Annotated in this window: 20 protein-coding genes; 11 read left to right on the top strand and 9 right to left on the bottom strand. The window is 53.9% G+C overall.

Annotation, left to right across the window (positions count from 1 at the left end):
* Position 1: 1 nt before the first annotated feature.
* From OU789_RS05960 to OU789_RS05950, 3 genes are all read left to right on the top strand, one after another.
* A complete protein-coding gene (locus tag OU789_RS05960) occupies positions 2-1,162 on the top strand; it encodes a DegT/DnrJ/EryC1/StrS family aminotransferase (RefSeq protein WP_274654106.1) in 1,161 nt (386 codons plus the stop codon).
* The gene (locus tag OU789_RS05955; protein ID WP_274654104.1) at positions 1,159-2,238 is read left to right on the top strand and encodes a glycosyltransferase family 4 protein; all 1,080 of its coding nucleotides are present in this window, start codon (positions 1,159-1,161) and stop codon (positions 2,236-2,238) included. The genes OU789_RS05960 and OU789_RS05955 overlap by 4 nt, the downstream gene beginning before the upstream one ends.
* Before the next feature lie 297 nt (positions 2,239-2,535).
* Complete coding sequence (locus tag OU789_RS05950; RefSeq protein ID WP_274654102.1) at positions 2,536-3,444, top strand: methionyl-tRNA formyltransferase; 909 nt, start codon at positions 2,536-2,538, stop codon at positions 3,442-3,444.
* 58 nt (positions 3,445-3,502) lie between these two features.
* Here OU789_RS05950 and OU789_RS05945 read toward each other — a convergent pair whose 3' ends face one another.
* Complete coding sequence (locus OU789_RS05945; protein WP_274654100.1) at positions 3,503-4,756, bottom strand: O-antigen ligase family protein; 1,254 nt, start codon at positions 4,754-4,756, stop codon at positions 3,503-3,505.
* Positions 4,757-4,979: 223 nt separating this feature from the next.
* On the opposite strand from OU789_RS05945, the gene OU789_RS05940 reads away from it, so the two are divergent.
* Together OU789_RS05940 and OU789_RS05935 are read left to right on the top strand one after the other, a co-directional pair.
* The gene (locus OU789_RS05940) at positions 4,980-7,061 is read left to right on the top strand and encodes a polysaccharide biosynthesis tyrosine autokinase (RefSeq protein ID WP_274654098.1); all 2,082 of its coding nucleotides are present in this window, start codon (positions 4,980-4,982) and stop codon (positions 7,059-7,061) included.
* 36 nt (positions 7,062-7,097) lie between these two features.
* Positions 7,098-8,432: a lipopolysaccharide biosynthesis protein gene (locus OU789_RS05935; RefSeq protein ID WP_274654096.1), complete on the top strand. Its 1,335-nt coding sequence runs from the start codon at positions 7,098-7,100 to the stop codon at positions 8,430-8,432.
* A 100-nt stretch (positions 8,433-8,532) separates the two neighbouring features.
* Here the strand turns inward: OU789_RS05935 and OU789_RS05930 are convergent, their stop codons facing one another.
* A complete protein-coding gene (locus OU789_RS05930) occupies positions 8,533-9,708 on the bottom strand; it encodes a glycosyltransferase family 4 protein (RefSeq protein WP_274654094.1) in 1,176 nt (391 codons plus the stop codon).
* Between the two features lie 264 nt (positions 9,709-9,972).
* Between OU789_RS05930 and OU789_RS05925 the strand changes: the two genes are divergently transcribed.
* The 6 genes from OU789_RS05925 to OU789_RS05900 all read left to right on the top strand — a co-directional run bounded on the left by OU789_RS05925 (position 9,973) and on the right by OU789_RS05900 (position 15,637).
* Positions 9,973-11,187 (top strand): glycosyltransferase family 4 protein, encoded by a 1,215-nt coding sequence (locus OU789_RS05925; RefSeq protein WP_274654092.1) that lies wholly within the window; start codon positions 9,973-9,975, stop codon positions 11,185-11,187.
* Positions 11,188-11,353: 166 nt separating this feature from the next.
* Positions 11,354-12,184 (top strand): arsenate reductase/protein-tyrosine-phosphatase family protein, encoded by an 831-nt coding sequence (locus OU789_RS05920; RefSeq protein ID WP_274654090.1) that lies wholly within the window; start codon positions 11,354-11,356, stop codon positions 12,182-12,184.
* The gene (locus tag OU789_RS05915; protein ID WP_274654088.1) at positions 12,181-13,179 is read left to right on the top strand and encodes an ArsJ-associated glyceraldehyde-3-phosphate dehydrogenase; all 999 of its coding nucleotides are present in this window, start codon (positions 12,181-12,183) and stop codon (positions 13,177-13,179) included. The genes OU789_RS05920 and OU789_RS05915 overlap by 4 nt, the downstream gene beginning before the upstream one ends.
* Entirely contained in the window at positions 13,176-14,450 is a 1,275-nt protein-coding gene (gene arsJ / locus OU789_RS05910) for an organoarsenical effux MFS transporter ArsJ (protein WP_274654086.1), read from the top strand. Before OU789_RS05915 ends, arsJ begins: the two co-directional genes overlap by 4 nt.
* 69 nt (positions 14,451-14,519) lie before the next feature.
* Positions 14,520-14,813 (top strand): putative quinol monooxygenase, encoded by a 294-nt coding sequence (locus OU789_RS05905; protein WP_274654084.1) that lies wholly within the window; start codon positions 14,520-14,522, stop codon positions 14,811-14,813.
* A 26-nt stretch (positions 14,814-14,839) separates the two neighbouring features.
* Positions 14,840-15,637 carry a glutathione S-transferase family protein gene (locus OU789_RS05900; RefSeq protein ID WP_274654082.1) on the top strand — a complete coding sequence of 266 codons (798 nt, stop codon included), beginning with the start codon at positions 14,840-14,842 and terminating at the stop codon, positions 15,635-15,637.
* Here OU789_RS05900 and fahA read toward each other — a convergent pair.
* The 7 genes from fahA to OU789_RS05865 form a co-directional block, all read right to left on the bottom strand.
* Positions 15,620-16,861, bottom strand: coding sequence for a fumarylacetoacetase (gene fahA / locus OU789_RS05895; protein ID WP_274654080.1), 1,242 nt, complete (start codon positions 16,859-16,861; stop codon positions 15,620-15,622). The genes OU789_RS05900 and fahA overlap by 18 nt on opposite strands.
* Positions 16,862-16,867: 6 nt before the next feature.
* Complete coding sequence (gene hmgA, locus OU789_RS05890) at positions 16,868-18,223, bottom strand: homogentisate 1,2-dioxygenase (RefSeq protein ID WP_274654078.1); 1,356 nt, start codon at positions 18,221-18,223, stop codon at positions 16,868-16,870.
* Between the two features lie 116 nt (positions 18,224-18,339).
* Positions 18,340-19,827 carry a hypothetical protein gene (locus OU789_RS05885; RefSeq protein WP_274654076.1) on the bottom strand — a complete coding sequence of 496 codons (1,488 nt, stop codon included), beginning with the start codon at positions 19,825-19,827 and terminating at the stop codon, positions 18,340-18,342.
* Positions 19,824-21,455: a VWA domain-containing protein gene (locus OU789_RS05880; RefSeq protein WP_274654074.1), complete on the bottom strand. Its 1,632-nt coding sequence runs from the start codon at positions 21,453-21,455 to the stop codon at positions 19,824-19,826. The genes OU789_RS05885 and OU789_RS05880 overlap by 4 nt, the downstream gene beginning before the upstream one ends.
* Positions 21,452-22,450 (bottom strand): VWA domain-containing protein, encoded by a 999-nt coding sequence (locus tag OU789_RS05875; protein WP_274654072.1) that lies wholly within the window; start codon positions 22,448-22,450, stop codon positions 21,452-21,454. Before OU789_RS05875 ends, OU789_RS05880 begins: the two co-directional genes overlap by 4 nt.
* On the bottom strand, positions 22,447-22,959 hold the full coding sequence (locus tag OU789_RS05870; protein WP_274654070.1) for a DUF4381 domain-containing protein: 513 nt from the start codon (positions 22,957-22,959) through the stop codon (positions 22,447-22,449). The genes OU789_RS05875 and OU789_RS05870 overlap by 4 nt, the downstream gene beginning before the upstream one ends.
* Complete coding sequence (locus OU789_RS05865) at positions 22,956-23,939, bottom strand: DUF58 domain-containing protein (protein ID WP_274654068.1); 984 nt, start codon at positions 23,937-23,939, stop codon at positions 22,956-22,958. Before OU789_RS05865 ends, OU789_RS05870 begins: the two co-directional genes overlap by 4 nt.
* Positions 23,940-23,943 lie beyond the last annotated feature (4 nt).

The following is a 23,943-nucleotide window of genomic DNA, read 5'->3' as shown; positions in this document are numbered from 1 at the left end:
TATGCAGAAATGGCCTCATTTTGCCCAAGACGAAATCGACGCAGTGACCAAGGTGCTGGCCTCCGGCAAGGTTAACGCCTGGACCGGCCCTTATGTGAAGGATTTCGAAAACGCCTTTGCCGCTCATTTCGGCGTGAACCACGCGATTGCCGCGATGAACGGATCGGTAACGCTCAACCTCGCGTTGCGTACGCTCGGCATCCAGCCCGGTGACGAAGTGATCGTGACACCGCGCAGTTTCGTAGCTTCGGCCTCCTGCCTCCTGCTTTTTGGTGCAGTACCTGTGTTTGCTGATGTAGATGCCGACAGTCAAAACATCACCCCCGAAACTGTTGCGCCGCTCATAACCGACAAAACCAAAGGCATCATCCCTGTTCACCTCGCCGGATGGCCTTGCGATATGGCTGGCTTCATGGAATTGGCCAAAGAGCACAACCTTTGGGTGATCGAGGACTGCGCACAAGCGCATGGCGCTCAGATCGGTGATGCTCATGTGGGAAGCTTTGGCAATTTCGGGTCGTTTTCCTTCTGTCAGGACAAGATCATGACAACAGGCGGCGAAGGCGGGATGCTTGTCTGTCAGGATGAAAAGCTCTGGAAATCGGCGTGGAGCTACAAAGACCACGGCAAGAATTACGATACGGTATTCAATACCAACCATCCGCCGGGATTCCGCTGGCTGCACGAAAACCTCGGCACCAACTACCGGATGCCCGGCATTGCGGCGGCCATCGGTTCAGCACAGTTGAAGAAGCTCGGTGATTGGGTCGCGCATCGGACCAAAATTTCCATGATCCTTGCCGATGCCACACAAAACCTCGACGTCCTTCGAACACCTCTGCCAACCAAATCCATGACGCACGCGTTCTACCGCTTCTATACATTCGTGCGCCCTGAAGCACTGGCAACAGGTTGGTCGCGTGACAGGATCATCAAAGAAGTATCTGACAAAGGCTTCCCGATCTTTTCTGGCAGTTGCTCTGAAATCTATCGCGAAAAAATGTTCCGCGACCGAGGTTTTGCGCCGAAAGAGCCGCTCCCTGTGGCGCGCGAACTTGGCGAAACGAGCCTTGCGTTCCTCGTCGATCCGACTGTTACCGAAGACGCCGCCGACGCCCTCGCTGAGTGCCTGACCGACGTATGCACCAAGGCAACCGCATGAAAAAACTGGTTTTTGTTCAAGCGGGGTTTGGCGCAGGCGGAGCCGAAAAAATCATCAACCTCATCGCACGGCACCGACATGAGCGCGGCGACGAGGTCACTGTTCTGGCGCTCTATGGCTCACCGGAGGAAAGCTATTTCCCCTACCCGCCCGGAATTACGCTCAAGACGATGGAAGGCGATGGACAACGCGCAAAACCAGGCATTCGCGGCGCGCTCACGCAGGCGCTCTGGCTACGGAAACAAATCAAATCAATAGCACCCGATGCCGTTCTATCGTTCCTGACGCGCGTTAATGTTATTTCATCGCTCGCGATGCAGGGTATGTCGATTCCGCTGACGGTTTCAGAACGGAACAACCCCAACAAACAACGCAACGGAAGAGTTTGGCGCACCCTGATCAAACGTATGTTCGCCCGTGCCGACCACATCGTCTTGCAAACAAAAGGATCGTTCGAACTCCTCGAGCAAAACCAATATGCAAAAGCGACGGTTATCCCAAACCCGTGTTTCATTGCGGGCCACCGGACCTCGAAGAAGCGCGACAAAAAGCATATTGTCGCCGTTGGCAGACTTACCGCGCAAAAAGGGTTTGAAGTTCTGATAAAGGCTTTTGCCAAAGTTAACACACACCATCCCGACGCCAAACTTACAATCTGGGGCGAAGGCGAAGAGCGCGAGAACTTGACGAAACAAATTGAAGAACTCGGCCTTTCGGCGGTTGTTTCGCTTCCGGGAAACACCGAAGCTCCAATGGAATGGGTGAAAACCGCGCCGACGTTGGTTCTGTCCTCGCACTACGAGGGTTTTCCAAATGTACTGGCCGAGGCGATGAGCGCGGGAATGGCGGTTATTGCCACGGACTGTCCATGGGGGCCATCTGATCTGGTATCTGACAGCGTAAATGGCCTGCTCGTTCCCGTCGGAGATAGCGCCGCCCTGAGCCGTGCAATCACGCGCTTACTAGATAAACCCGAATTGCAAACCAGTTTCGGCAGAGAAGCCGCGAAAACTGCGTCGAAATTCGAGCTAGAGACAATTTTAAACCAATGGGACCAAGTTTTAGACCGCCCCTGAACATGAAACTGTCTTTAAAAGAGCCGTCATTTTCGAACCTGCAAAATCCATGCCGGTCGCGGTATGAAGCCGCCCCTTAATCGAAAGAAATTACGAATATTGAAGCCAAAATGCTGAATTTCAGGGCCATCGAAAAGAAACTCGTTGGTTAATATGACGTCGGAAGGACCATTGGCTTGCCGAACGCATTTCCTGTAGCGCTTGCTTTGAAATTGCGGCTATGAAAGCCTATAACCAACTGGAAATTGGCAACATTCCAAAAACGATTTGTTTAAGTAGCAGGGTATACACGTTCACATGAAAATCATTCTGATCGGAGCAGTTGAATCAACCAAGTTGTCCTTTGAAGCACTGGTTGACGCTGGCCTCACACCATCACATCTCGTGACGCTACATCCAAGGTTGGCTTCGCGGCATTCTGATTTTGTCGATCTGAATGCGCTTGCGGCATCTGCGGGCACAGAGGTGATCCATTGCAACAATATTAACGATGCTGAAACCCTTGCGGACCTAAAGGCAATCGAGCCTGATCTCTGCCTCGTTCTGGGCTGGTCACAGATCTGTCGCGAAGAGTTCCGCAGCATTCCCCGCCTCGGCTCCATCGGTTTTCACCCTGCCCCGCTACCGAAAATGCGCGGACGAGCAGTCATACCCTGGACCATACTTGAAGATGTGAAAGAAACCGCCGCGACGCTGTTCTGGATCGACGCAGGGATGGATTCAGGCGATATTATCGGACAACGAATTGTCCGTTTGTCACCTGATGAAACGGCCCGTAGCCTTTATGACAAACAGACAAGCGCGCTCGCCGAAATGCTACCCGAAGTAGTAAAATCCTCCTTGGACGGCACGCTCAAGCCCCAACCACAGGACCACAGCCAAGCAAGCTACTGCGCCAAGCGTACGCCGGAAGACGGGCGCATTGATTGGACCGATACCGCCGCGAACATCGAGCGCTTTATTCGCGCTGTTGGCGCACCCTACCCCGGCGCTTTTTGTGATTTTGGCGAAGACGACCGACTTTGGATCGACAGCGCGCGCCTTGCAGCACCGACACCTGAGTACATTGGGATTACTGGGCAAATTCAGGCTAAAACCGACGGAGGGTTTCTGATCCTCTGCGGAGACCGCAAATGTATTGAGGTTCTGGAGTGGCGCAGCAAAAGCGGAAAACCACCACGCCAGCATGAGGTCTTGGGGCGTTAGAGTTCGCTACGACCAGCCACGCTTACATGGCACGCTTTGAAGTTACCCGAAATCCGCTTCAGTTGGCTTTCGCAAAGCGAAGCTTTCCATATTTTGAAGCCTGGCGATTTGGATCTGTAGGGATGGTCGTTGTGATCCCCATCGCGACGACCCAAGGCATTATCAGGAAACGACCATAAACATGCGGCAGTGCCGTAAGAACGATGCAATAGGTCAAAATCGTTACCATCAGATACAGACCGCCGTTCAGGCTGCCCGTGTTAAGGATCACCGAGCTAGACCGCGCAAAGATCACAACAAGCAACAGTAAGAACCCGAATAGAGCAACAATTCCACCTTCGGTCAAAAACAACAGATAGGCGTTGTGAACCGGCGCGTTGTGAGAGCTCAACTCGCGGAACTGATCAAATCCCATTCCGATAAAGAGGTACTCTTCCGCCAAATCAAAGGCCTCGTATGTCAGCACCAAGCGCCCATCCAGCGTCCCAAATTCGCGAATGTCGCCGGCAGTAAAGCCAGCAACCACACGTTTTTGGAAGATTTCAGGCAGGATTTCAGTGCCAAACACCATAACAACCCCGACCATAATAGCGACCAACACAGCTAGAATGAGGAAGTTGCGCGGGGCATCTTTGCCGATAACCATCATGCCCAGAAAAGCAAACATGTAGCTCCCCATACCCGTGTTGGAGCCAGTTAACATCACGGTGTAAAAGATGATCGCAAGGATGCTCCAAGCCAACCATTTGGGAAACCATCCAACACGAGTCAAAACAACCACAAGCGGCACCGTCATTGCCAACAAGGCCCCGAGTTCATTAGTCCGCTCAACAAGACCGCGAAGCCGCCCATTCACGGCAACAAAGCGTTCGCTTACTTCGATTTCGAAAACGATGAGAGATATTCCGTGAAGGCAAATAACGACGATCGCCGCAAGAAATGACAGCCCGACAATCCAGGCCTCGCGATGGTTCCGTCTCAAAAGAACAATAGGGAAAATCACAAACGAAAAGACATACTGCCCCACGCCAATCAGCCCGCTTATACTGTCACCATTGATGACAGAACTGAACAGCAGCGCACCGCAAAACATGGCAAGTGCAATGTAATATAATTCGGACAATGATCCGAACAATCTCCGCGGGATGCCGTGGTTTGCGAGCATCACAACCAAGCAAAGAAGAGCGCAAAAATCTGCGAGTGTAAAATAAACACCTGGCACGCGCGCCGCATTTATGGGCGCGAAAAACGCTGTACAAGCCGCCAGAAACAGCTCGATCTTGTCTAGCCGCGAAGATCGGTTCTGCTGCACAAATTGCCTTTCCTCTGAGAACTGTGATACCAAAACGAGAATTTAGATAAAAAAACTTAACTTTTGGCCAACTTTTGAACAATATTTTAATGTTTGTTTCAAATTAAACATGGATTCAATAGACTTCGAAATAATAAAACCAGTTTGTTAAGTGAATTGATCCAAAAGCTTGTACTCGTAATTATTGACTGGACGTACCTTGAAACATTCATTCGGAAAGAAAGTGCCCAACAAAAGGTCGGACGCTAACGGTGATGACGCATTCTCTTCACCTTACTTTCTACAGAACGATGAACAGAGTTCCGGCCTCGGACTTTCCAATGTCGTTGCAGCGCTCCACCGAAATCTGAAATATATTCTGTTTCTCAGTTTAGTAGGCGCGATTCTCGGCTATGTTTTCGTCGAAGAGCGCGGGCCTTCCTATGAGGCCGAAGCTGTTGTGGTTCTACAGCCAGACAATTCCGCACTGGATATTTTAGACATCTCCGAAGGTTTGAGCACCAACCGCTCCACCGTCGAGACCCAACTTGATGTGTTTCGCTCTACCGAATTGCTTGGCGAGGTTGTGGATCGGACACTAACGAAATACTCCGCCGCCCTCGCAGATGGAAGCGCCGGTGTACCGCCTATTCCCGACGTACCGCGCGGTGAGCAGGTTAAGTGGTTGGCCAATGCCATGAGCGTTGGCCGCAAAGGTGAGAGCCTTGCGTTGCGCATTGAAGTTCGCGCGCCCGATCCCGTACTTGCTGCGGATTTGGCAAATGAAATTGGCCAAACATATATCGACCGCCGCATTGACCAGAAAACCAGCGAAATATCGATGGCTACTGATATTCTGCGGAAACGGACGACAGAGACAGGACAGCAACTCGCCGAAAACGAAAAAGAGCTTGCTGAACTTGTACATAGTAAGCGACTGAATGATACGGAGCTTGAGCGCAAATTGCGGGCGCGGGTTGCCCAGCTAACGGCGCAGCGTGATAACTTCAATGTACGCAGCGACGCAGACCAGACCCGTCTTGACCAGATAAACACCGAAATCGATACCCTCGAAAATCAGTTGATCGAGCGCACCATTGCGACGATCCAGCAAGAAGAACTGACACGAGAAATCGACAGCAATCGACAGCATCACGACCAGCTATTCGAGCAGTTGCTTCGTGTAGAAGCGGAAAACATCATCATGAGCCCTGGTGCGATTATGGTATCCGCCGCTCATCCGCCAACGTCGCCGACGGGACTTAGCCCGAAAACTGCTGCGGCTCTTGGATTTGTATCCACCAGTTTCTTCTCTATTTTGGTAACCGTCTTCCTCGCGGCTTTTGACCGCCGCATCCGCACCACCGAACAGGTCGAGTCCATTCTTCAGGCCCCCTGTTTCGGAACTGTTCCGCTTCAGAAAGAAGGTGATGCAATTACGCTTTACCAGTCGCTGAAATCGGCCAAGGAAAAAGGAAGGCAAACGGTTAAAGAGCTAAAGGCGAAAGCCCGCGCTCTGCGGCGCGGTGAGAAATCCGAAGTCGACAAGGCGATGGACAAGCATTTCCTCCTAAGCCAAATGCAGCACGGTCATCGTTCAATATTTGCAACGGCAATCCGCAAAATCTATTTCAACCTCCACACGCAGCTTCCGCGGAACAAGACCTCTACGCTTGGCATAACTTCGTGTTTGCCAAACGAAGGTAAATCAACTGTCTCAACATGCTTGGCCTTCGCCGCTACGGTGAAAAAACAGCGCATTGCGATTGTCGATTTCGATATGTGGCACCACGGTGTTGAATCCCTCACTGGAACAGACAAGCAACCGAGCAAACCACGCGAGAGCTTTGATATTCGAGGCCCAATCGAAGACGCGTCGGCGATTGAACCCGCCTCGCTCGAAGATTGGTTCACAAAGGGCGCGGCGCTTGATGAAATCCGCATTAGCGCCTCTCAATTCGAAAACGTGGATATCTATCCATGGGTGGTGCGTCATGAAGAAGGGTTTGTTGATATAGATGAGGCCAAGGTGAAGAACCTGTTCCGCCGCCTGCGCGCGGAATATGACTTGATCCTTGTTGATACCGCGCCTTTCCTTTTGGTCAGCGAGACCACCGTAATCACGAGCGAGCTCGACGGGTTTATCGTTATTGTGGCGTGGGAAAAGGTCACAGACCGCGTTCTGCTCGACCTTAAACGGGCTCTGGATATGGCCAAGGTCAAAGTCATTGGCTCGATCCTTAACGGTATCGACCCAAGCAAACAGAAGCTCTATGGCTTGGGTGAGTATATGCAATACTACAAAGGGCCGGACGGCTATACCTGATCCCATTGCCCCCCTCTTCAGACAAGGCTGATCCCTTTGGAATTTTCGATCCGTAAATTTATCCATTCCCGCTCGGGCAGCTTTGAGGGGGTTCTTAAGCACATTGGAATCCTGATTTCGGCCAATGCGATTGTTGCATTGCTCGGGCTTTGTACGCTTGTGGTTATGACACGCTCGCTCGGAGTTGTTGGCCTTGGCCTTCTCGCCTTGATCGAAGCCTATCCCCGTGCCGTTGACCTGATCTTCCGTTTTGAGCCGCTGCAAGCCGTGATCCGCTATGGCACCAAGGCGTTAGAGAGGAACGACGAAACAGCCCTGCTCAGGCTAATCAAATGGGGAACCCTGCTTGATTTTTGTGGCGCAGCGTTTGCAGCTGTTATCGCCCTTTCGACCCTCTCAATCGCAAATCACTGGATCGACCTCCCGCAAGATCAACTCATGTTGGCCTATATCTTCGCTGCAACGCTTTTTGGTTATGCGTCGACAACAAGTGTTGCGGTGCTACGGCTATTCTCGCGCTTTGATCTCTATGCCAAGGTTCTCGTAATAACCGCCTTCGCCCGCTTTCTCTTGGCTGTCGTGCTTTGGCTCCTAGACGCCCCGTTTATTGCGTTTTTCTGGCTGGTCGTCGTCGATGCACTTTTGCAGCATATCTTGCCCTTGATCATCGGATGGTCTCTCATCAAAAAGCGGATCGATCGTCCCGTACACAGCGTGAGCATGAGCGGAGTCCTAGCTGAAAACCCCGGTATTCTGCGATATATCTTCAACGCAAATGCCAACGTGCTGTCCCGCAATTCGACGAAACAACTTGATATCATCATATTGGGTGGTCTGGTTAGTCCGCGAGATATCGGCCTTTACCAGATAGCAAAACGCGTTGCGCTATCCGCGCTGCGGGTCTCAAAGCCGATACAAACCGTGATTTTCCCCAAGTTGGCACAGTTATGGGAACAAGGCGAACGTACCCGCCTTCAGCGGCTTGTGTTTCGCTTTCATACGCTGCTCTTATGCCTTGGTGCGCCCGTTGTTCTTGTGTTCTTTTTCTGGGGCGAGAAGATCATTCCAACGATATTTGGTGCAGAATTCTCCGACGCAACACCGCTCCTGACAATCCAACTCGCCGCATCAACCGTATTCATGGCATCGTCCGTCTTTAACTCAGCCCTCCTAGGTATCGATCAAGACAGGCAGCTACTCATGGTCACACTTACATCCTCACTGGTATTCCTCGGTGGGCTGTTTCTCTTTGTTCCGAGCTTCGGAATAATTGCTGCAAGCTGGCTTACGTTGGTTATGAACGTGATCTGGTCTGCGGGGTGCTACTTCTTCTTCATCAAAAGAATGCGAGATAGCACACGCGCCTTATAGCTCTGAAGTGTTGTTGCTGAAGGCAAAGCGCCCCGCATTGCTTTTGACGCTTTGTGAAAAGAGGCAAAAGCAATTCGACCTATACGCCTATCCGCCAGATCTACTCCAACAACGTTGGGGGATTGTCCGGATCCTCAAGGCCCATCTCTGTCAGCAAAATTCGGTTCACCTTGTGAACGTCAAAGGTTCTCTCTGCATGCGCACGTCCCGAAGCGCCCATTTGAATTGCTAGATCCGGCGCGCTGATGAATTTCTCCATTGCATCTGCTAAAGCTGCATCATCTCCTGTCGGAACGATAAAACCGTCTTCTTGATCGGTGATGCTATGAGCGCACCCAGGCATATCCGACGTAATCACAGCCCTCCCAGAGGACATTGCCTCCAATATCGACCGCGGGATTCCCTCTCGATACATCGAAGGCAGCACCATCACGGAACAATCCGCAAGATATGGCTTGACATCCTTCGTTGCACCAAGGTAGTTGATCGTCCCTTCCCTGATCCAACCGTCTAGCTGTTCTTGAGTAATCCCGTCAGGGTTGGGGTCCATCGGGCCAAGCAGGTTCGCTTCAAATTCCAGCCCCTTCGCCTTGAGCCGCGCCGCGGCAGCAACGAACACACGCACGCCTTTGCTCTTAAGCAAACGCGCAATCATCAAAAACTTGATCGGCGCGACAGATGGCACCGTATCCTTGTAAAGCGCTACATCAACGCCCGACCCAGGTACCTCTTGCACTGGCGTAGAGGGCGGAACCAATCGGAAATCTCGCAAATCCTCGGTTTCTTTTGGATTGTAGGTGAAGGCGCGTATCATTCCCTTGGATGACAAACGATAGAGGTAAATCGCGATCTGGCGCACCAGCCATTGCTTGCCGCGCGGCTGTTCGTTCAAGAACGCATAGCCCAACCCGGTAAACAGCCCGAACCGGCGTGGAACACCTGCCATGCGTGCCGCCAAGTTCGCGTAAACGATGGGCTTCGCGGTATATGGAACAATAACATCTGGCTTGAACGCTTTGAAAATACTCCGCAATTCGTGAATCGTCTGCAAGTCCTTCACAGGGTTCAGCCCTGCGCGATCCATCGCAAAACGCTTCGTCTGAATTCCATATGCCGCGAGTGTCTCTATTGTCTCGGGTTCAAATTCCGGCGCGAGAGCGAGCACTTCGTGGCCGTTGGCCACCATGCGCTTCAAAAGCTCAAGCCGGAAATTAACCAGCGATGTCCCCAAACTCGCAATTACTGCGATTTTCCGACCTGAATAATCTTGTTTCATAAATTCTTTCGTCTGGCATCTCTGCCAACTGGTTACTGCGCGAATACATCAAAACTATGACCAGCCCCCAATACGGCCCGACCAACTTGATCTGTATTAGCAAAACCACGATGCACGCAAAAGATTTTTATGACAAAGCCTTAGCTTGATTTGTCGCCCGAGTTCGCACAATCTGCCCAAGCAATCGGCGGCATTTTAAGCTCCGGTTCATATTTGTAACGTTATTGTTTTTGCCCGCGTTTCGCGACCAGCCAGGATTATTGTATGCCCGTGGGACCGCCAATTTCCGACCCTAACAAGATCAACGTTTTGTTTCCCTATGTGGGAGGCGACGATTTTGGGGGCAGCCATATTTCCTCATTGAAACTTGTGGAGATGCTCAATGACAGCGGCACATTCAACGCTATTGTCGGTCTACATCGCCCAACGGGGAAGTTCCCCGATTTTCTCGCAGATCAAGGTGTTCCGTTCACCGAATTGCCTTTTCCCGATCTGATTGAACCACAAGCAAAAACCAGTAAATCAAAACCTCGAAATGTTGCGGATTTCACATTAAAATCCGCATCTAAGATGCGAAAATACATAAATAATAATTCAATCGATATCGTTCACACGAATGACGGCCGGATGCACCTGAATTGGTGCATTCCGACCAAATTGTCGCGCGCCGAGTTTGTTTGGCATCATCGTGGAGATCCAACAGCGAAAGCCACCAACCTCCTTGCCCCGCTCTTTGCCAACGAGATCATCACGGTCTCGCAATTTGCCAAGCCAAGCCGTCCAATTCGCAACATCGATCACAAATGGAGCGTGGTACACTCGCCCTTTTCCATTCCCGAAACCGTGGATCGCGACGCCGCAAAGGCCGCTCTTTTAAGCGAACTCGGCCTTCCCGCTGGCACGCGTATTTTGGGCTATTTCGGCGAGTTAATCGAACGCAAGCGCCCCGTTTACTTTGTTGAAATCGTTGCAGAATACGCCAAAGCCTATCCTGATGATCCGGTGGTTGGCATCGTTGCCGGGGCCGTACCAACGGGCGCACGCAAGCTAGATCAAGAAATGCGAGCGCGGGCTGAAGAATTGGGGATCTCCGACAAGATCATCGAACTTGGCTTCCGTAGCCCTATTGAGCCCATCATGGCCGCTACAGATATCCTCATTGTCTCGGCCTTAAACGAACCCTTTGGACGAACGCTTTGCGAGTCCATGCATCTCGGCACTGCCGTTGTGGCAACCGACCATGGTGGTAACCCCGAGGCAATTACGCACGGCGAAACCGGTTATCTTGTTGATCCTTTCAAGCCCGAGGCATTTGTAGAGCCGATCCGCAAGCTTCTGACAAACAACGCAAAGTTCACGCGCATTACCGAAGCCGCCCGCGAACGGGCGCTTCGCGAATATACGATGGAAACGCACTTAAATGGCGTCCTCGCCGCTTACAAACGATTGCCGAAGGCAGGTAAGAAACTACAGCCCTGAGGGGTTTCATTCGAAACATCTGCTGGCGTCTATGGGGCAGTTAGGCGCGCTACGACGGTCTTCGAACTCTATATGCTGCGGTATTTCTGCGCCCGAGCTTTGACTGTCATAGATGATTTACAAAAACTTCACTTGAGTATCATACTATTTCCTATATTCATGAAATATGGAAATAGATATTGCACAACAGCTTACAACGCTTGGTCATCCGCAACGCCTGTCGATCTTTAGGCTCCTCATGCGGCGGTATCCTGATCGGGTTCCGGCAGGAGAGATCGGTGACGCGCTCGAGCTAAAGCCAAGCACGCTCTCAACCTATCTTGCCAGCCTTCACGCTTGCGGGCTAGTGAGCCAGCGTCGCGCAGGAACTTCGCTGCGCTATACGGTTGCGATAGATCGGGCACGCGCGATGATCGATTTTCTGGCATTGGATTGTTGCCGTGGGCGGCCGGATATTTGCATAAATTTCGGCAGTGAACATACTGAACAAAAAGATAAATTTAACGTTCTGTTTCTCTGCACCCGCAATTCCGCGCGCTCGATCTTTGCCGAGGCGATTCTAACAAAACTCGCCGCCGACAGGTTCAACGTCTATTCAGCCGGCACGCAACCGAGCGGCGATCTCCCACGTGAATCCATCCAAACCCTTGTTCACAACGGCCATAGCGTTGCAAGCCATCGTTCAAAGTCCCTCGCCGAGTTTCAAACCAACGATGCACCCGTAATGGATTTCGTGTTTACCGTCTGTGACAAAGCCGCAAACGAAGAGTGTCCGGTTTGGGAAGGGCAACCCATCAGCGCGCATTGGGGCATTCCTGATCCGGTTCACACGGATGGTACAGACGCAGAAAAAACGCTCGCGTTTCAAACCGCTTACAACCGAATTCTCAACCGACTCCGAGCCTTCACACAACTCCCGCTCACCTCGCTTGATCGCATCTCGCTTCAGAATGCGGTCGATCGGATTGCAGATATTTCAACGGACAAAGACGAATGACAACATACGCCCTAAATGGCCTTGGCCGCATCGGAAAACTCGCACTTCAGGCGCTCATCGAACGGGGCATCACGCCCCTTTGGATCAACGACGCGGTTGGTGATGCCGAGATGCATGCGCACTTGCTTGAATTTGATACGGTACATGGCCGCTGGGGCGCGAATATTGGTGCGCGCGACGGCGCCATATCGATCAACAGCAAAGAAATTCCGCTACACAACACCAAAGAGCTTGCTGATCTGCCGCTTGACGGGGTTGATGTTGTTCTGGATTGCACGGGCGTCTTTAAAACCGAGGGCAAGCTCGCCCCGTACTTTGATGCGGGCGTGAAGAAGGTCGTTGTCTCTGCCCCGGTCAAAGATGGCCCAACGGCCAATATTGTCTTTGGTGTGAATAACGATGTCTATGATCCGCAGCAGCACAACATCATCACAGCCGCAAGCTGTACTACGAATTGCATCGCGCCTGTGGTTAAGGTTCTGCATGAGTCAATCGGCATCAATCACGGTTCCATCACAACCATCCATGATGTGACCAACACGCAAACCATTGTAGACCGCCCAGCCAAAGACCTGCGCCGCGCGCGCTCGGCCCTTAACTCGCTCATCCCGACCACGACCGGCAGCGCCACTGCAATCACGCTGATCTACCCAGACCTCAAGGGGAAGCTCAACGGCCACGCGGTGCGGGTTCCGTTGCTCAACGCATCCCTCACCGATTGTGTGTTTGAGCTCAAACGAGAAACCACAACCGAGGAAGTGAACGCCCTATTTGAAAAGGCCGCACATGGTCCGCTCGAAGGGATCTTGGGATATGAGACCCGCCCGCTTGTGTCTGCGGATTTCACCAATGATCGTCGGTCCGGTATCGTGGATGCGCCCTCGACGATGGTGGTTAATGGCACACAGGTTAAGGTCTACGTCTGGTACGACAACGAAATGGGCTATGCGCATCGCTTCGTGGATGTGGCCGAGATGGTTGGTAAATCGCTATGAGCACGCCGAATGGAGCCAAGGCCTATGTCGCTGTAACCGCCTCTTACTGGGCGTTTATGCTGACGGATGGCGCCCTGCGGATGCTGGTATTATTGCATTTCCATACGCTCGGCTTCTCGCCGATCCAGCTCGCGTGGCTCTTTGTTCTCTATGAAATTGCAGGGATCATCACCAACCTTTCGGCGGGCTGGATTGCGGCACGCTTCGGGTTAACGTCAACGCTCTATGCGGGGCTTTCATTTCAGATCATTGCATTGATTGCCCTTGCGCAGCTTGATCCAAGTTGGAGCGCGGGGTTCTCCGTTGCCTATGTGGTTGCGGTTCAAGGGCTATCGGGTGTCGCCAAAGACCTTTCCAAGATGTCGTCGAAATCGGCGGTCAAACTCCTTGCACCAGAAGCGGATGGCGGCTTGTTCCGCTGGGTGGCTTACCTCACGGGGTCAAAAAACGCGGTGAAGGGGCTTGGGTTTCTGCTCGGCGCGAGCCTCTTGGGGCTGATCGGCTTTACGGCCTCTGTCTGGTTTATGGCGGCGGTTCTTGGCGTGATCCTCTTGGCGGTTCTGCTCTTTATGCCTTCGGGGCTCCCCAGAGGGCGCAAGAGCGCGAAGTTCTCCGAGGTCTTTTCGCGTAACCCGAATGTTAACTGGCTTTCCGGCGCACGGCTTTTTCTGTTCGGTGCGCGGGATGTCTGGTTTGTGGTGGGTATACCGATCTATTTTTACGCTGTGCTTTCAGACGGAACCGAAGACGGCAATCGTGCGACATTCTTCCTGATTGGCAGCTTTATGGCGCTTTGGATCATCCTTTATGGCGGTGTTCAGGCCTTTGCCCCCAAATTGCTCCGCGCCAGAACCCGCCCTCCCGAAGAGCTTGTTCCAGAAGCGCGCGTTTGGGCCACGCGGCTCTTTTTCGTGCCTTTGGTTCTGGCGATTGCGGCCTATCTATCGCCAACACCTGCACCGTGGCTCACCATGCTTTTGGTCATTGGGCTCTTGGTTTTTGGCGCAATATTTGCGGTGAATTCTTCGCTGCATTCCTACTTGATCCTTGCATTCACAAAGTCAGACCGCGTGAGCCTTGATATCGGGTTTTACTACATGGCGAACGCAGCAGGACGGCTGACAGGAACAATTCTGTCGGGGCTATCTTATCAATTTGGCGGACTTGCACTTTGCCTAGGAACTGCAGCGGCTATGGTTGGGCTAAGTGCGATAATGGCGGGTCGACTCCGGCCAGAGCCAAGCGAGAATGGAATAGAAGAATTTACATAGCCGGATCGCCCCCCTAGGCTGTGGCCAAACGGGTATTTCCACGACGCCAATTAAAACAGCAGGATAGTCATGTTAACAATCATCGCCCACATTCACGCCAACACGGATGCGGTTGATCAAGTGAAGTCAGAGCTTCAGAAAATGGTCGCACCGACGCTCGCGGAAAAGGGCTGTATCGCTTACGATCTGCACCAAAATAACGACGATCCGACACATTTCTTTTTCTATGAAACATGGGAAACGCGCGATCTATGGCAGGATCACATGAATTCGGCGCATATCGCCGCGTTTAAAGCAGCAACAGAAGGCCTAGTGCGCGAAGTTTCGGTTTTTGAATTGTCCAAGGTTCCGCACAACGGGTGATGTTCCGTTTCTGAAAGGCTCATTTAATGTCCGCCCCAATTGACGTTTACCACATTCCTGTTTGCCCGTTTTCGCAACGGCTTGAAATCCTGCTCTCACTCAAAGGGCAGAAGGACGCTGTAAACTTTCACGTGGTCGATATCACCAAGCCACGCGACGCAAGCCTCCTTGCCAAAACCGATGGCACAACCGCGCTGCCGGTGTTGGAAACAACTGATGGCGATATACTCAAGGAAAGCCTCGTTATCCTTCAGTATATCGACGAAATGTTTGGTGCGTCCATTCGCCAGAAAGATCCGCTCGCCCACGCCGTCGAGAACATGCTCATTGCAAAAGAAGGGCCGTTCACAATGGCAGGTTACCTCTTTGTGATGAACCAAAACAAATCGGAGCGGCAAGCGCATCTCGACAAACTTCTTGGCCTCTATCGCGATATCAACACCTTCCTCAACCGGCACGCGCCTGAAGGGCCGTTCCTGTTTGAGGACTTCGGATTGGCCGAAGCGGTATTTACCCCGATGTTTATGCGGTTTTGGTTTCTTGAGTATTATGAGGATTTTGCGCTGCCCGATGGGCCGGACTTTGCCCGCGTGGCTGCGTGGCGTAACGCCTGCCTTGCGCATCCGGCCGCACAGCAGGTCAGCAAAGAAGAAATCGTAAAGCTCTATTTTGATTATGCACTTGGCTATGGCAACGGGGCGCTGCCAGAAGGACGGACAGTTTCGAGTTTTGTTTTTGAGCCGGATTGGCCGGAGCGCCCATGGCCGCCACAAGATAAATACACCGCCCGACCAAGCGATGCGGAGCTAGGCCTTTTGGGGTAACGCGGGAAGCACTTTTCCCCGACATTCGCCAAAGCCGATCCGATACCCCCGCCCTTTTGCATGCCCGCGCAGCGTGAGCGTATCGCCATCTTCGATAAAACTACGGGTACCGCCATTGATCGAAAAGGGTTCGGCCCCGTTCCAACTGAGTTCGAGCATTGAGCCGCGCGCGCTTTTCGTCGGCCCCGAGATCGTCCCCGATCCAAGCAAATCCCCCGCACGCATCGGACATCCACAGGCACTATGGTGCGCGAGCTGCTGTGCGGCGGAATAGTAAAGCTCGCAGGCGTTGGTGTTTGCGATGATCGTCTCTGTGCCCCCTTCAGCCTGCAGCGCAACTTCAAGCGCGATGTCGTAGGTCATTGGTCCATCATCCTGAAGATGCGGCAAGAGCGGCACCTCTCGTGCGGGAGGAGCGCAGCGGAATGGCTCCAATGCAGCCGACGGGATGATCCACGGGCTGATGCTGGTCGCGGTGGCTTTGCTCTGAAATGGTCCGAGGGGTTGGTATTCCCATGCTTGAATATCGCGCGCGGACCAATCGTTGAGCAGCACATAGCCGAAAATATTCGCGAAAGCTTCGGTTACTGAAAGCGGCCCGTCCGAAGGCTGGCCAACCACCGCACCCAGTTCAAGCTCAATGTCGAACTTAGCGGACGGCGCAAATCGCGGCGCATCATCCTCTAGACTTTTCACCTGCCCCCAAGGGCGGCGCACATCCGTGCCGCTTACAACAACAGAAGAGGCACGACCATTGTAGCCGATTGGAATGTGCAGCCAGTTGGGCGGTAGCGCGTTCTCTGCGCCCCGAAACATAGTGCCGACGTTGGTTGCGTGATGGCGGCTGGCGTAGAAATCGGTGAATTCGGATACGCGAAATGGCAAATGCAAGCGTACGTCGGCCAATGGAATGAGGAAACTCTGGAGCGTGCCCTCTTCTGCGCCTTCGGCAAACAAAGCGGTCAGCGCCACGCGCAGGTCATGCCACGCATCGCAACCAAGCGCAATAAAGTCGTTCCAAACACCGGTCTGCAACGTTCCTTGGAACGCCAAATGCCCTGCCCGTTCCAAGCCCGCAACATCAATCACAAACGCGCCAAGTGCTACGCCGCATCGATGCGTCTCGTCTTCGAGCGAAAACACCCCATAGGGCAGATTGTTAAGCGGAAAGTCCGCATCTGGCGCATTTGCGCTCTCAACCCATGATCTAAGAAGCCCGCTCATCGATGCCTATTTCCCTTCGATTGTACCGTCAAAGTGCTTCTCAAGGTCGCTCCAGCAATCGATGTAATCCTCCTGAAGCGGCGCCTCTTTGGCGGCGAATTCGGTAAGGTGCTGGGGGAAACGGGTTTCGAACATGAACGACATGGTGTTGTCGAGCTTCTCGGCCTTTAGGTCCGCGTTACTCGCGCCTTCAAACGCTTGCTTATCAGGGCCATGTGGGAGCATCATGTTGTGCAGGCTCATCCCGCCAGGAATGAAACCCTCGGGCTTGGCGTCGTAGATGCCGTAAATATTCCCCATCAGTTCGGACATAACATTCTTATGATACCACGGCGGGCGGAAGGTATCTTCGGCGACCATCCAGCGCTCGCGGAACAGCACGAAATCGATATTCGCGGTTCCCGCCTGACCAGAGGGCGCGGTAAGCACGGTAAAGATCGAGGGATCGGGGTGATCAAACAACACCGCGCCAACGGGACAATACGTCCGAAGATCGTATTTGACCGGCGCGTAATTCCCGTGCCACGCAACCACATCAAGCGGCGACTGGTTAATCGCAGTTTTGTGGAATTGGCCGCACCATTTAACGGTCAGTGTTGACGGAGTTTCACGATCTTCAAAAGCGGCAACGGGGGCTTTGAAATCGCGACGGTTTGCCATGCAGTTCGCGCCAATTGGCCCCCGCCCCGGAAGCTCGAATTTCTGGCCATAGTTCTCGCAGACAAATCCTCGCGCTGGCCCTTCGACCACTTCAACCCGATAGACCAAACCGCGCGGTAAAATTGCGATCTCCATCGGTTCAAGATCAATGATGCCGAGCTCCGTATAGAACCGAAGTCGCCCCTCCTGTGGAACGACAAGCAATTCGCTGTCAGCCGAGTAAAAATACGCGTCTTCCATGGATTTGGTCACAAGGTAAATGTGGCTCGCCATACCGACCTGCGTGTTCACATCCCCCGCAGTCGTCATCGTGTGCATGCCGGTAATCCACGTGAGGTCGCGCTCTGTATGGGGCACCGGATTCCAGCGGTATTGGCCAAGAGAGACCACGTCTTCTTTGATGTGCGGCGCTGTTTTCCAATGCGGCACATCAATCTTAGAGTAGCGCGCGGAATGTTTGACCGACGGGCGGATACGATAGCACCACGTGCGCTCGTTTTGATGGCTTGGCGCGGTGAACGCTGTTCCGGAAAGCTGCTCTGCATAGAGACCATAAGCGCATTTTTGCGGGCTATTCATCCCTTGCGGCAATGCGCCCTTGAGCGCTTCTGTTTCATAATCATTGCCAAAACCGGGCATATATCCGGGCGTTGTGCCGCCGTTCTTTTCTTGGGTGTATTCGCGTTGCGCGGCTTTTGACATTGCACGGCTCCTCTTGGGTGATGACAGCGGATTTGCCCCGCAATCAGCGGTGTCTACAACTTCCCCCAAATATCGTTGCAAATGAAACGATTGTCAATCAAGCCGAAACCAACGACCTATCCAACCGGATTAAGCGGAGGCAATGCATCAGTTTTTTCAACGCGCCCGTGCTGTTTTGCATGGTGCTGTACCGCCTTCTGTAAAGATTGCCATGCCGCAGCATCACTTTCCTGGCCGCCGCCATAACGCGCATTCCCAAGTGTTATGAGCGCGCTGTTGATTTGCGGATCACGCATCACTGACTGGCCATCGCTTCGCTCGGACCAGAGCCAAAGTGCCTTTGACACCTCGGAATAGTTGCGATGTTTGATCGCCTGCAACACTTGATCTTTGGCGTAATCTTCCGACGCAAGATAACGCGCTCGTCGTGCCGTGCGGTGCCGTTTGTATCTTTGCCAACCAACAACGACAGTCATCACCACAAGGACCAAAGCCGCACCGATCATCGCCACAAGGCCGATCGTCTGTTGGGGCGTTCTCGCGGGCTCTGTGCTGGCAATTGGAGCATCCACAGCAAGGGAACGCCCCTCAAGCGTTGCGGTTTCCACAGCCTCGGTCGAGAGGTTGTACCAAGATATCGAAATCTCAGGAGCGCCGCCCTCGCCACCACTTTGCGCAAGATAGGTTGTTGTTTCAACGCGCGTGCCCGAAAGCTCGCCGCGGTCTTCATGTTCAGTCAGTACAGGCTCATTCGGATACTGTGCGATCCCAACGATTTGCTCGTCTGGAATGAGCGTCGGCAAGACCATCGGTGGCGTTCCTGTTACCTTGGCAGTCACTTTGCGCTCAACGCTGTCTCCTGCTGCAAGCGGTGCATCTGGACCGGTATACTCTTGTGTTAGCTCGAGGCTCTCTGCTGCAATGAAGGGAGACAGCCCTTCAGCGCCTTGAGGTATTGTTCCGGCAAACTCAACACCCTCCATCGTGATGCGATCCTCGCGCGGCGCATTGGTATCGGGGTCGGCCCATGAGATAACAAGCTCCTGTGGCGGCAGCGTAAATGTACCCGGAGCAAGCGGTATGATCCGATAATGGCGGGTCACGCCAGACCATGTTTCACCGTCAACCCGCTCGCTCACCGGCGAGGTCGAACGCTCTGGCAAACGCACCATCACATCGGGCATTTCCAGTGATGGAAAGACCACAGGGTCCACCATCCAAGTTGGCACCAGAATAGTGACGCGCAGGCTCAGTGGCTGCCCAACAATTGCCAGTGTTTCTTCAAACTCGACCCTCAGCTCAGGTGAGATCGAGGCTGGCTCTTGTTCCGCGTCACTCTGCTCGGCCGAAGTTTGATCGGCCGATTCCGTTTCTGAAGAGGGTTCGCTTTGCCGTGGCTCGGGATCGGCCGCATCAGGTTGCGCATCGGTCTGCTGCGCGCTCGTTGTGTCGGATGCGGTATCCGATTGAACCGCGTCAGTCGAATTCTCTGTCGCCTGCCCATTTTCGTTTGGGGGATCGGTAAAGTCTGACGACTCCTGCGCAAGAACTTGCGCAGAGAGCACCACCGTAAGCGTAGTGAGTATGGCGAGAAACCGGATCATTCCGCCGCCTCCTCTGTCTCTGCGGGTGGCTCCGAGGCCTCATCGCTTTCTTCAGTCGCGCTTGGCCCGTCTGCGCCATTTGACGAAGAATTCTCCGCGCTCACAAGGTCCATCTGGAAGCGGGTTCTGAGGAAATCGGCGGTGTTTGTGTCGACGGTATTCATCCATTGATCCGCCGTCATCGGAGCGCCATCACCTTCGGGTTGGGCGTCGATCTCTGTGTCGGTGCCAACGTTCGCTTCGTTATCGAAAACAACCTCATCCGCGCCGATACCAGTTTCTTCGCCCGTATCAGAGGCCGCGCGAGTTTCCTCGACATAGGTGACAATCTGTTTTGAAACATCAAGGTTATGCTGCGCGTCTGGAAAATCTGGATCACGCTCCAAGACCGTTTCAAACGCGCGCACGCCATCGCGATACTGGCGATTGCGGATATAGGCATGACCAAGTGTAAACGCCGCTTCTGGTGTATCGAGAGTTTCCAAAACCGCAATGGCTTCTGGATATTGGCCGGATCGAAAGAGCGCATATCCCTGCCAATAAGGATCAGCGAAAGCCTCGGCGGCGGCGGCAAAATCTTTGTTCTGGTAAGCGCGGTATCCTTGTTGATCCGGCGTAAAGAACCAATCCGCAATTCCATCCGCACGCGCGGTTTGTGGCGGCGCAATCGCCGCAATCGCCAGCACCACAGCCGTCCAGCGCATGGTCCAGCCCAATCGAAACCAGAACAGCGCAACCAAAGCGGCAGGTATGGCAAACCACCAACCGCGATCTTCCCATGGTTGGCTTGTGTCTTCCAACAGGGCGCGCCGATAGGCAATGGCTGTTATACGATCAATCTGGGCAACATCGGCGTTGTCGGCGGTCAGCGTGACCGATTGTACACCAGAGGGAGTGCTTCCTGAAAAGGCTGACTGCCCGTCCGGCAACACCGACAAAACGGTGATTGGAGCGGTGTCAAAATCAGAAACTGCGCTCGCCTCTCCAGCGTTCATCTCATCCGAGACAACAAGGATACTTCCCGGTGCTTCTTCGTCTCCAAGGATTGAACTTGCGATTTCAAGCGCCGCGCCGAGGTCTGCGCCCTCTTGGGGCATCACATCGGGAGAAAGCCCCTCAAGATAGGGCAGCATAACCGACGGATCCTCGGTAAAGGGCATAACGCGGTGAGCCGACCCCGCATAAGCAACGAGCGCCGTCCGCGCCCCAGCCCGCAAATCAAGCAAATCGCGAATTTTGAATTTGGCGCGGTCAAGGCGCGTTGGCGCGACATCTTTTTGCTCCATCGACGGCGTGACTTTGAGAACGACAACAAGCGGCCCAGTTTGGGTAAAGAACGGATCAACCTGCCGTGTCCAGCTTGGCCCCGATGCGCCAAGGATCGCAAAGGCAATAACAAGTGCCGAGGTGTCGATCGGCAACACGCGCCCGCGCCGTTCGGCTCCGACCGTCAGCGCATCCCGAAGATGCGGCGCCAACCCTTCGCGCGGCATCTGTGGGCGTGTTGCACGGCGGCGGATGATCCACCAAACGGCCAAAACCGGTAGCAACGCCAACAACACCATGGGCCGCAGAAAATGGAAGGCCTCAAGCGCTAGTGCGAATTCATCAAGGATCAAACTTATCATGCGCTTGCCCTCGCTTTTCGGCGTCCATTCGTCTGAGCAACGATCAGATAAAGCAAGGTCGCAAGGCCGATGAGTGCTGCAAGCGCAAGAGCATAACCGGCGAGCGCCTGTCGCGGACGGTGGGTCTGGCGCTCCACAAGGCGTGGGGCCAATTCATCAATCCGCGCATAGACTTCGGTCAGTGCTTCTTGGTCCGACGCAAAATAGCTGTTGCCGCCTGTGCGGGTCGCGATCTCGTCCAATGTGGCAAGGTCGACGCGGTTTTCGCCTTGGGCATCAGGGTCACCTACACCGATGGTGTGGATTTCTACGCCGCGCGAATTGGCAATTTCGGCAGCATTGATCGGACTCATACTGCTGGCTGTGTCGGAGCCATCGGAGAGAAGGATCAACAGGCGCTGCTCCACATCACTTGTTTCAAACGTGCGGATCGCAAGGCCAATGGCGTCGCCGATTACTGTATGCGGCCCTGCCATGCCAACCTCGGTTTGTGCCACGAGATCAGAGATTGTTTTAAGGTCATCGGTCAATGGTGCTTGAAGGAAAGCCCGCGAGCCAAAGACGATCAGTCCGATCCGGTCGCCCTCTCGGGCGGCGATGAACTCCTCCACAACATCCTGAACAGCCGCCAGACGCTGTACCTTCTCCCCGTCTGGCGTTTCAAAATCGACCTCGTCCATGGAACCGGAAATATCGAGCGCAAGCACAACATCCCGTGCCGATTTTTCAACGATAACGGGCGCCCCCAGGCGTTCGGGCTGCGCAATCGCAAGAACAAGCAGGCCCCAAACTAGAACAGCCGCAACCATTTGAACCCGTGTGCGGCGCAAGATCACGGCGCCAGCGGCGGCCTCGCTGTCGGCAGCAGAAACCACCCGCCGAAAGAATGGAACGCGCAGGGCCGGCGTTTTTTCGCGGTGGGGTGGAGACAGTTTCACAACAAGAAACGGCAGCGGTAAGGCCAATAAAGCCCATGGGAAGGCAAGCGAGATCATGCGCGGGCCTCCGTTCCTTCAGAAATCGGATGGCGCGCTTCTGTCGCGCGATCTGCTTTATGCGTTTTGATCCAACGCTTTACCGTATTCACAAACGCGGGCGACGCCGCGCTCTCTTGCCGGTACGGCGCCTCGGTTAGGGTCGCAGCGGTTGCGGCATCAAATTCAACACCTTTGCCCGTTGCCTCGAGGAAAAGAACCCAGCTCTCGCCCGTAAGCTGCGCCACATCGGTACGTGGGAACGCCGCAAGAGCACATCTACGAACAACCAAGGCAATTTCTGCGGCATCACCATTAGCCTGTTCAATGGCCGCAATGGCTGCGCGGCGATAGGCATTGGCGCGATAATGCTTGAACCAGCGCCAAAGCGCGACGGCCACACCAAGCAAAATAGCCGCCGCCAAAACAGCCCAGCCCGCTGTTTGCGGCGCCATTGAAATGGGCGGTGGCTCTTGCGGTGGCACAAGCTGATCCAGCAATTCTATGAGGGATGTGGCCTCTTCGTTCATCGTGGTCCAAGCCCCATCAATCGACGCATTTGACTAAGGCTATCCTCGCCTGCGCTTAGCGGTAGTATGGGAACACCAAGGCTTCGCTTCCAATCAAGAACATCAGCGAGCCGTCCCTTCGCCATGTCGCGCAGGCTGCGCTGAACGGTTTGATCGCCCGTATCGATTTCGGCCTGCAAACGACCGTCTGAGATCGCAAGACGAAGGTCTGGTGGCATGTCATCGGCCATCGGATCAGACACCAGCCCCAACACCAAATCATTATGCTGCGAGATACCGCGGATACGCTTGCGGGTTGTTTCGCTGATGACGTCGAAATCCGAGAAGATCAGAATGAGGTGGTTACGCGGCGCGATCCGCGCGACCGCGGTCAAAACGTCATCCAGCGAAACAGGTGTTACATTCGGCGCTTCGGCGTGAAGCTGGGCATTTGCGGCCGCAAGGCTTGCGAGGAAGCGGTCAAGAGCGCGGCGGCTGCGCTGCGGGCGAATTTCTGCAATAGTCTCGTCGCCAAAGACTATGCCGCCCACGCGGTCTCCCTGATCAAGAATACGAAAGGCCGCAAGGGCCGCGCATTCTGCTGCTGTGACCGATTTCATATTAAGGACAGAACCGAAAAACATCGACATCCGCTGATCGACAACAATAAGCGTCGGACGGTCGCGTTCTTCGGTAAAGACGCGCACATGGGGCTTGCCGGTTCGCGCGGTAACTTTCCAGTCAATCGCGCGGATATCGTCGTTCGGCAGGTAATCACGCAACTCCTCGAAGTTGAGCCCCCGCCCCCGCATCCGCGAGGCATGCCGACCATTGAGCGCACTATTGGCGGGCTGACGCGGAAGGAAACTCAGCGTTTTTGCGCGGGGTTCAAGCTTTCGCAAATGGGCAAGATCAACCGACACGCGCGGATCAAGTGATTTATCCGGCGCAGGCTTTTGGGGGGCCAATCCCGTGCGTATGAGGGCGGCTTTGTCGAACATATGT

This window comes from Halocynthiibacter sp. C4, assembly GCF_028823805.1.
Taxonomy (GTDB): domain Bacteria; phylum Pseudomonadota; class Alphaproteobacteria; order Rhodobacterales; family Rhodobacteraceae; genus Falsihalocynthiibacter; species Falsihalocynthiibacter halioticoli.
Note: the sequence above shows the minus strand (reverse complement) of the source record. Positions and strands in the feature narration are given on the sequence as shown.

Bases quoted from the DNA above. Each gene is read 5' to 3' on its own strand.
- OU789_RS05960 (WP_274654106.1), top strand. From the start codon at position 2: ATGCAGAAATGGCCTCATTTTGCCCAAGACGAAATCGACGCAGTGACC.
- OU789_RS05955 (WP_274654104.1), top strand. From the start codon at position 1,159: ATGAAAAAACTGGTTTTTGTTCAAGCGGGGTTTGGCGCAGGCGGAGCC.
- OU789_RS05950 (WP_274654102.1), top strand. From the start codon at position 2,536: ATGAAAATCATTCTGATCGGAGCAGTTGAATCAACCAAGTTGTCCTTT.
- OU789_RS05930 (WP_274654094.1), bottom strand. From the start codon at position 9,708: ATGAAACAAGATTATTCAGGTCGGAAAATCGCAGTAATTGCGAGTTTG.
- OU789_RS05925 (WP_274654092.1), top strand. From the start codon at position 9,973: ATGCCCGTGGGACCGCCAATTTCCGACCCTAACAAGATCAACGTTTTG.
- OU789_RS05920 (WP_274654090.1), top strand. From the start codon at position 11,354: ATGGAAATAGATATTGCACAACAGCTTACAACGCTTGGTCATCCGCAA.
- OU789_RS05915 (WP_274654088.1), top strand. From the start codon at position 12,181: ATGACAACATACGCCCTAAATGGCCTTGGCCGCATCGGAAAACTCGCA.
- arsJ (WP_274654086.1), top strand. From the start codon at position 13,176: ATGAGCACGCCGAATGGAGCCAAGGCCTATGTCGCTGTAACCGCCTCT.
- OU789_RS05905 (WP_274654084.1), top strand. From the start codon at position 14,520: ATGTTAACAATCATCGCCCACATTCACGCCAACACGGATGCGGTTGAT.
- OU789_RS05900 (WP_274654082.1), top strand. From the start codon at position 14,840: ATGTCCGCCCCAATTGACGTTTACCACATTCCTGTTTGCCCGTTTTCG.
- fahA (WP_274654080.1), bottom strand. From the start codon at position 16,861: ATGAGCGGGCTTCTTAGATCATGGGTTGAGAGCGCAAATGCGCCAGAT.
- hmgA (WP_274654078.1), bottom strand. From the start codon at position 18,223: ATGTCAAAAGCCGCGCAACGCGAATACACCCAAGAAAAGAACGGCGGC.
- OU789_RS05885 (WP_274654076.1), bottom strand. From the start codon at position 19,827: ATGATCCGGTTTCTCGCCATACTCACTACGCTTACGGTGGTGCTCTCT.
- OU789_RS05880 (WP_274654074.1), bottom strand. From the start codon at position 21,455: ATGATAAGTTTGATCCTTGATGAATTCGCACTAGCGCTTGAGGCCTTC.
- OU789_RS05875 (WP_274654072.1), bottom strand. From the start codon at position 22,450: ATGATCTCGCTTGCCTTCCCATGGGCTTTATTGGCCTTACCGCTGCCG.
- OU789_RS05870 (WP_274654070.1), bottom strand. From the start codon at position 22,959: ATGAACGAAGAGGCCACATCCCTCATAGAATTGCTGGATCAGCTTGTG.
- OU789_RS05865 (WP_274654068.1), bottom strand. From the start codon at position 23,939: ATGTTCGACAAAGCCGCCCTCATACGCACGGGATTGGCCCCCCAAAAG.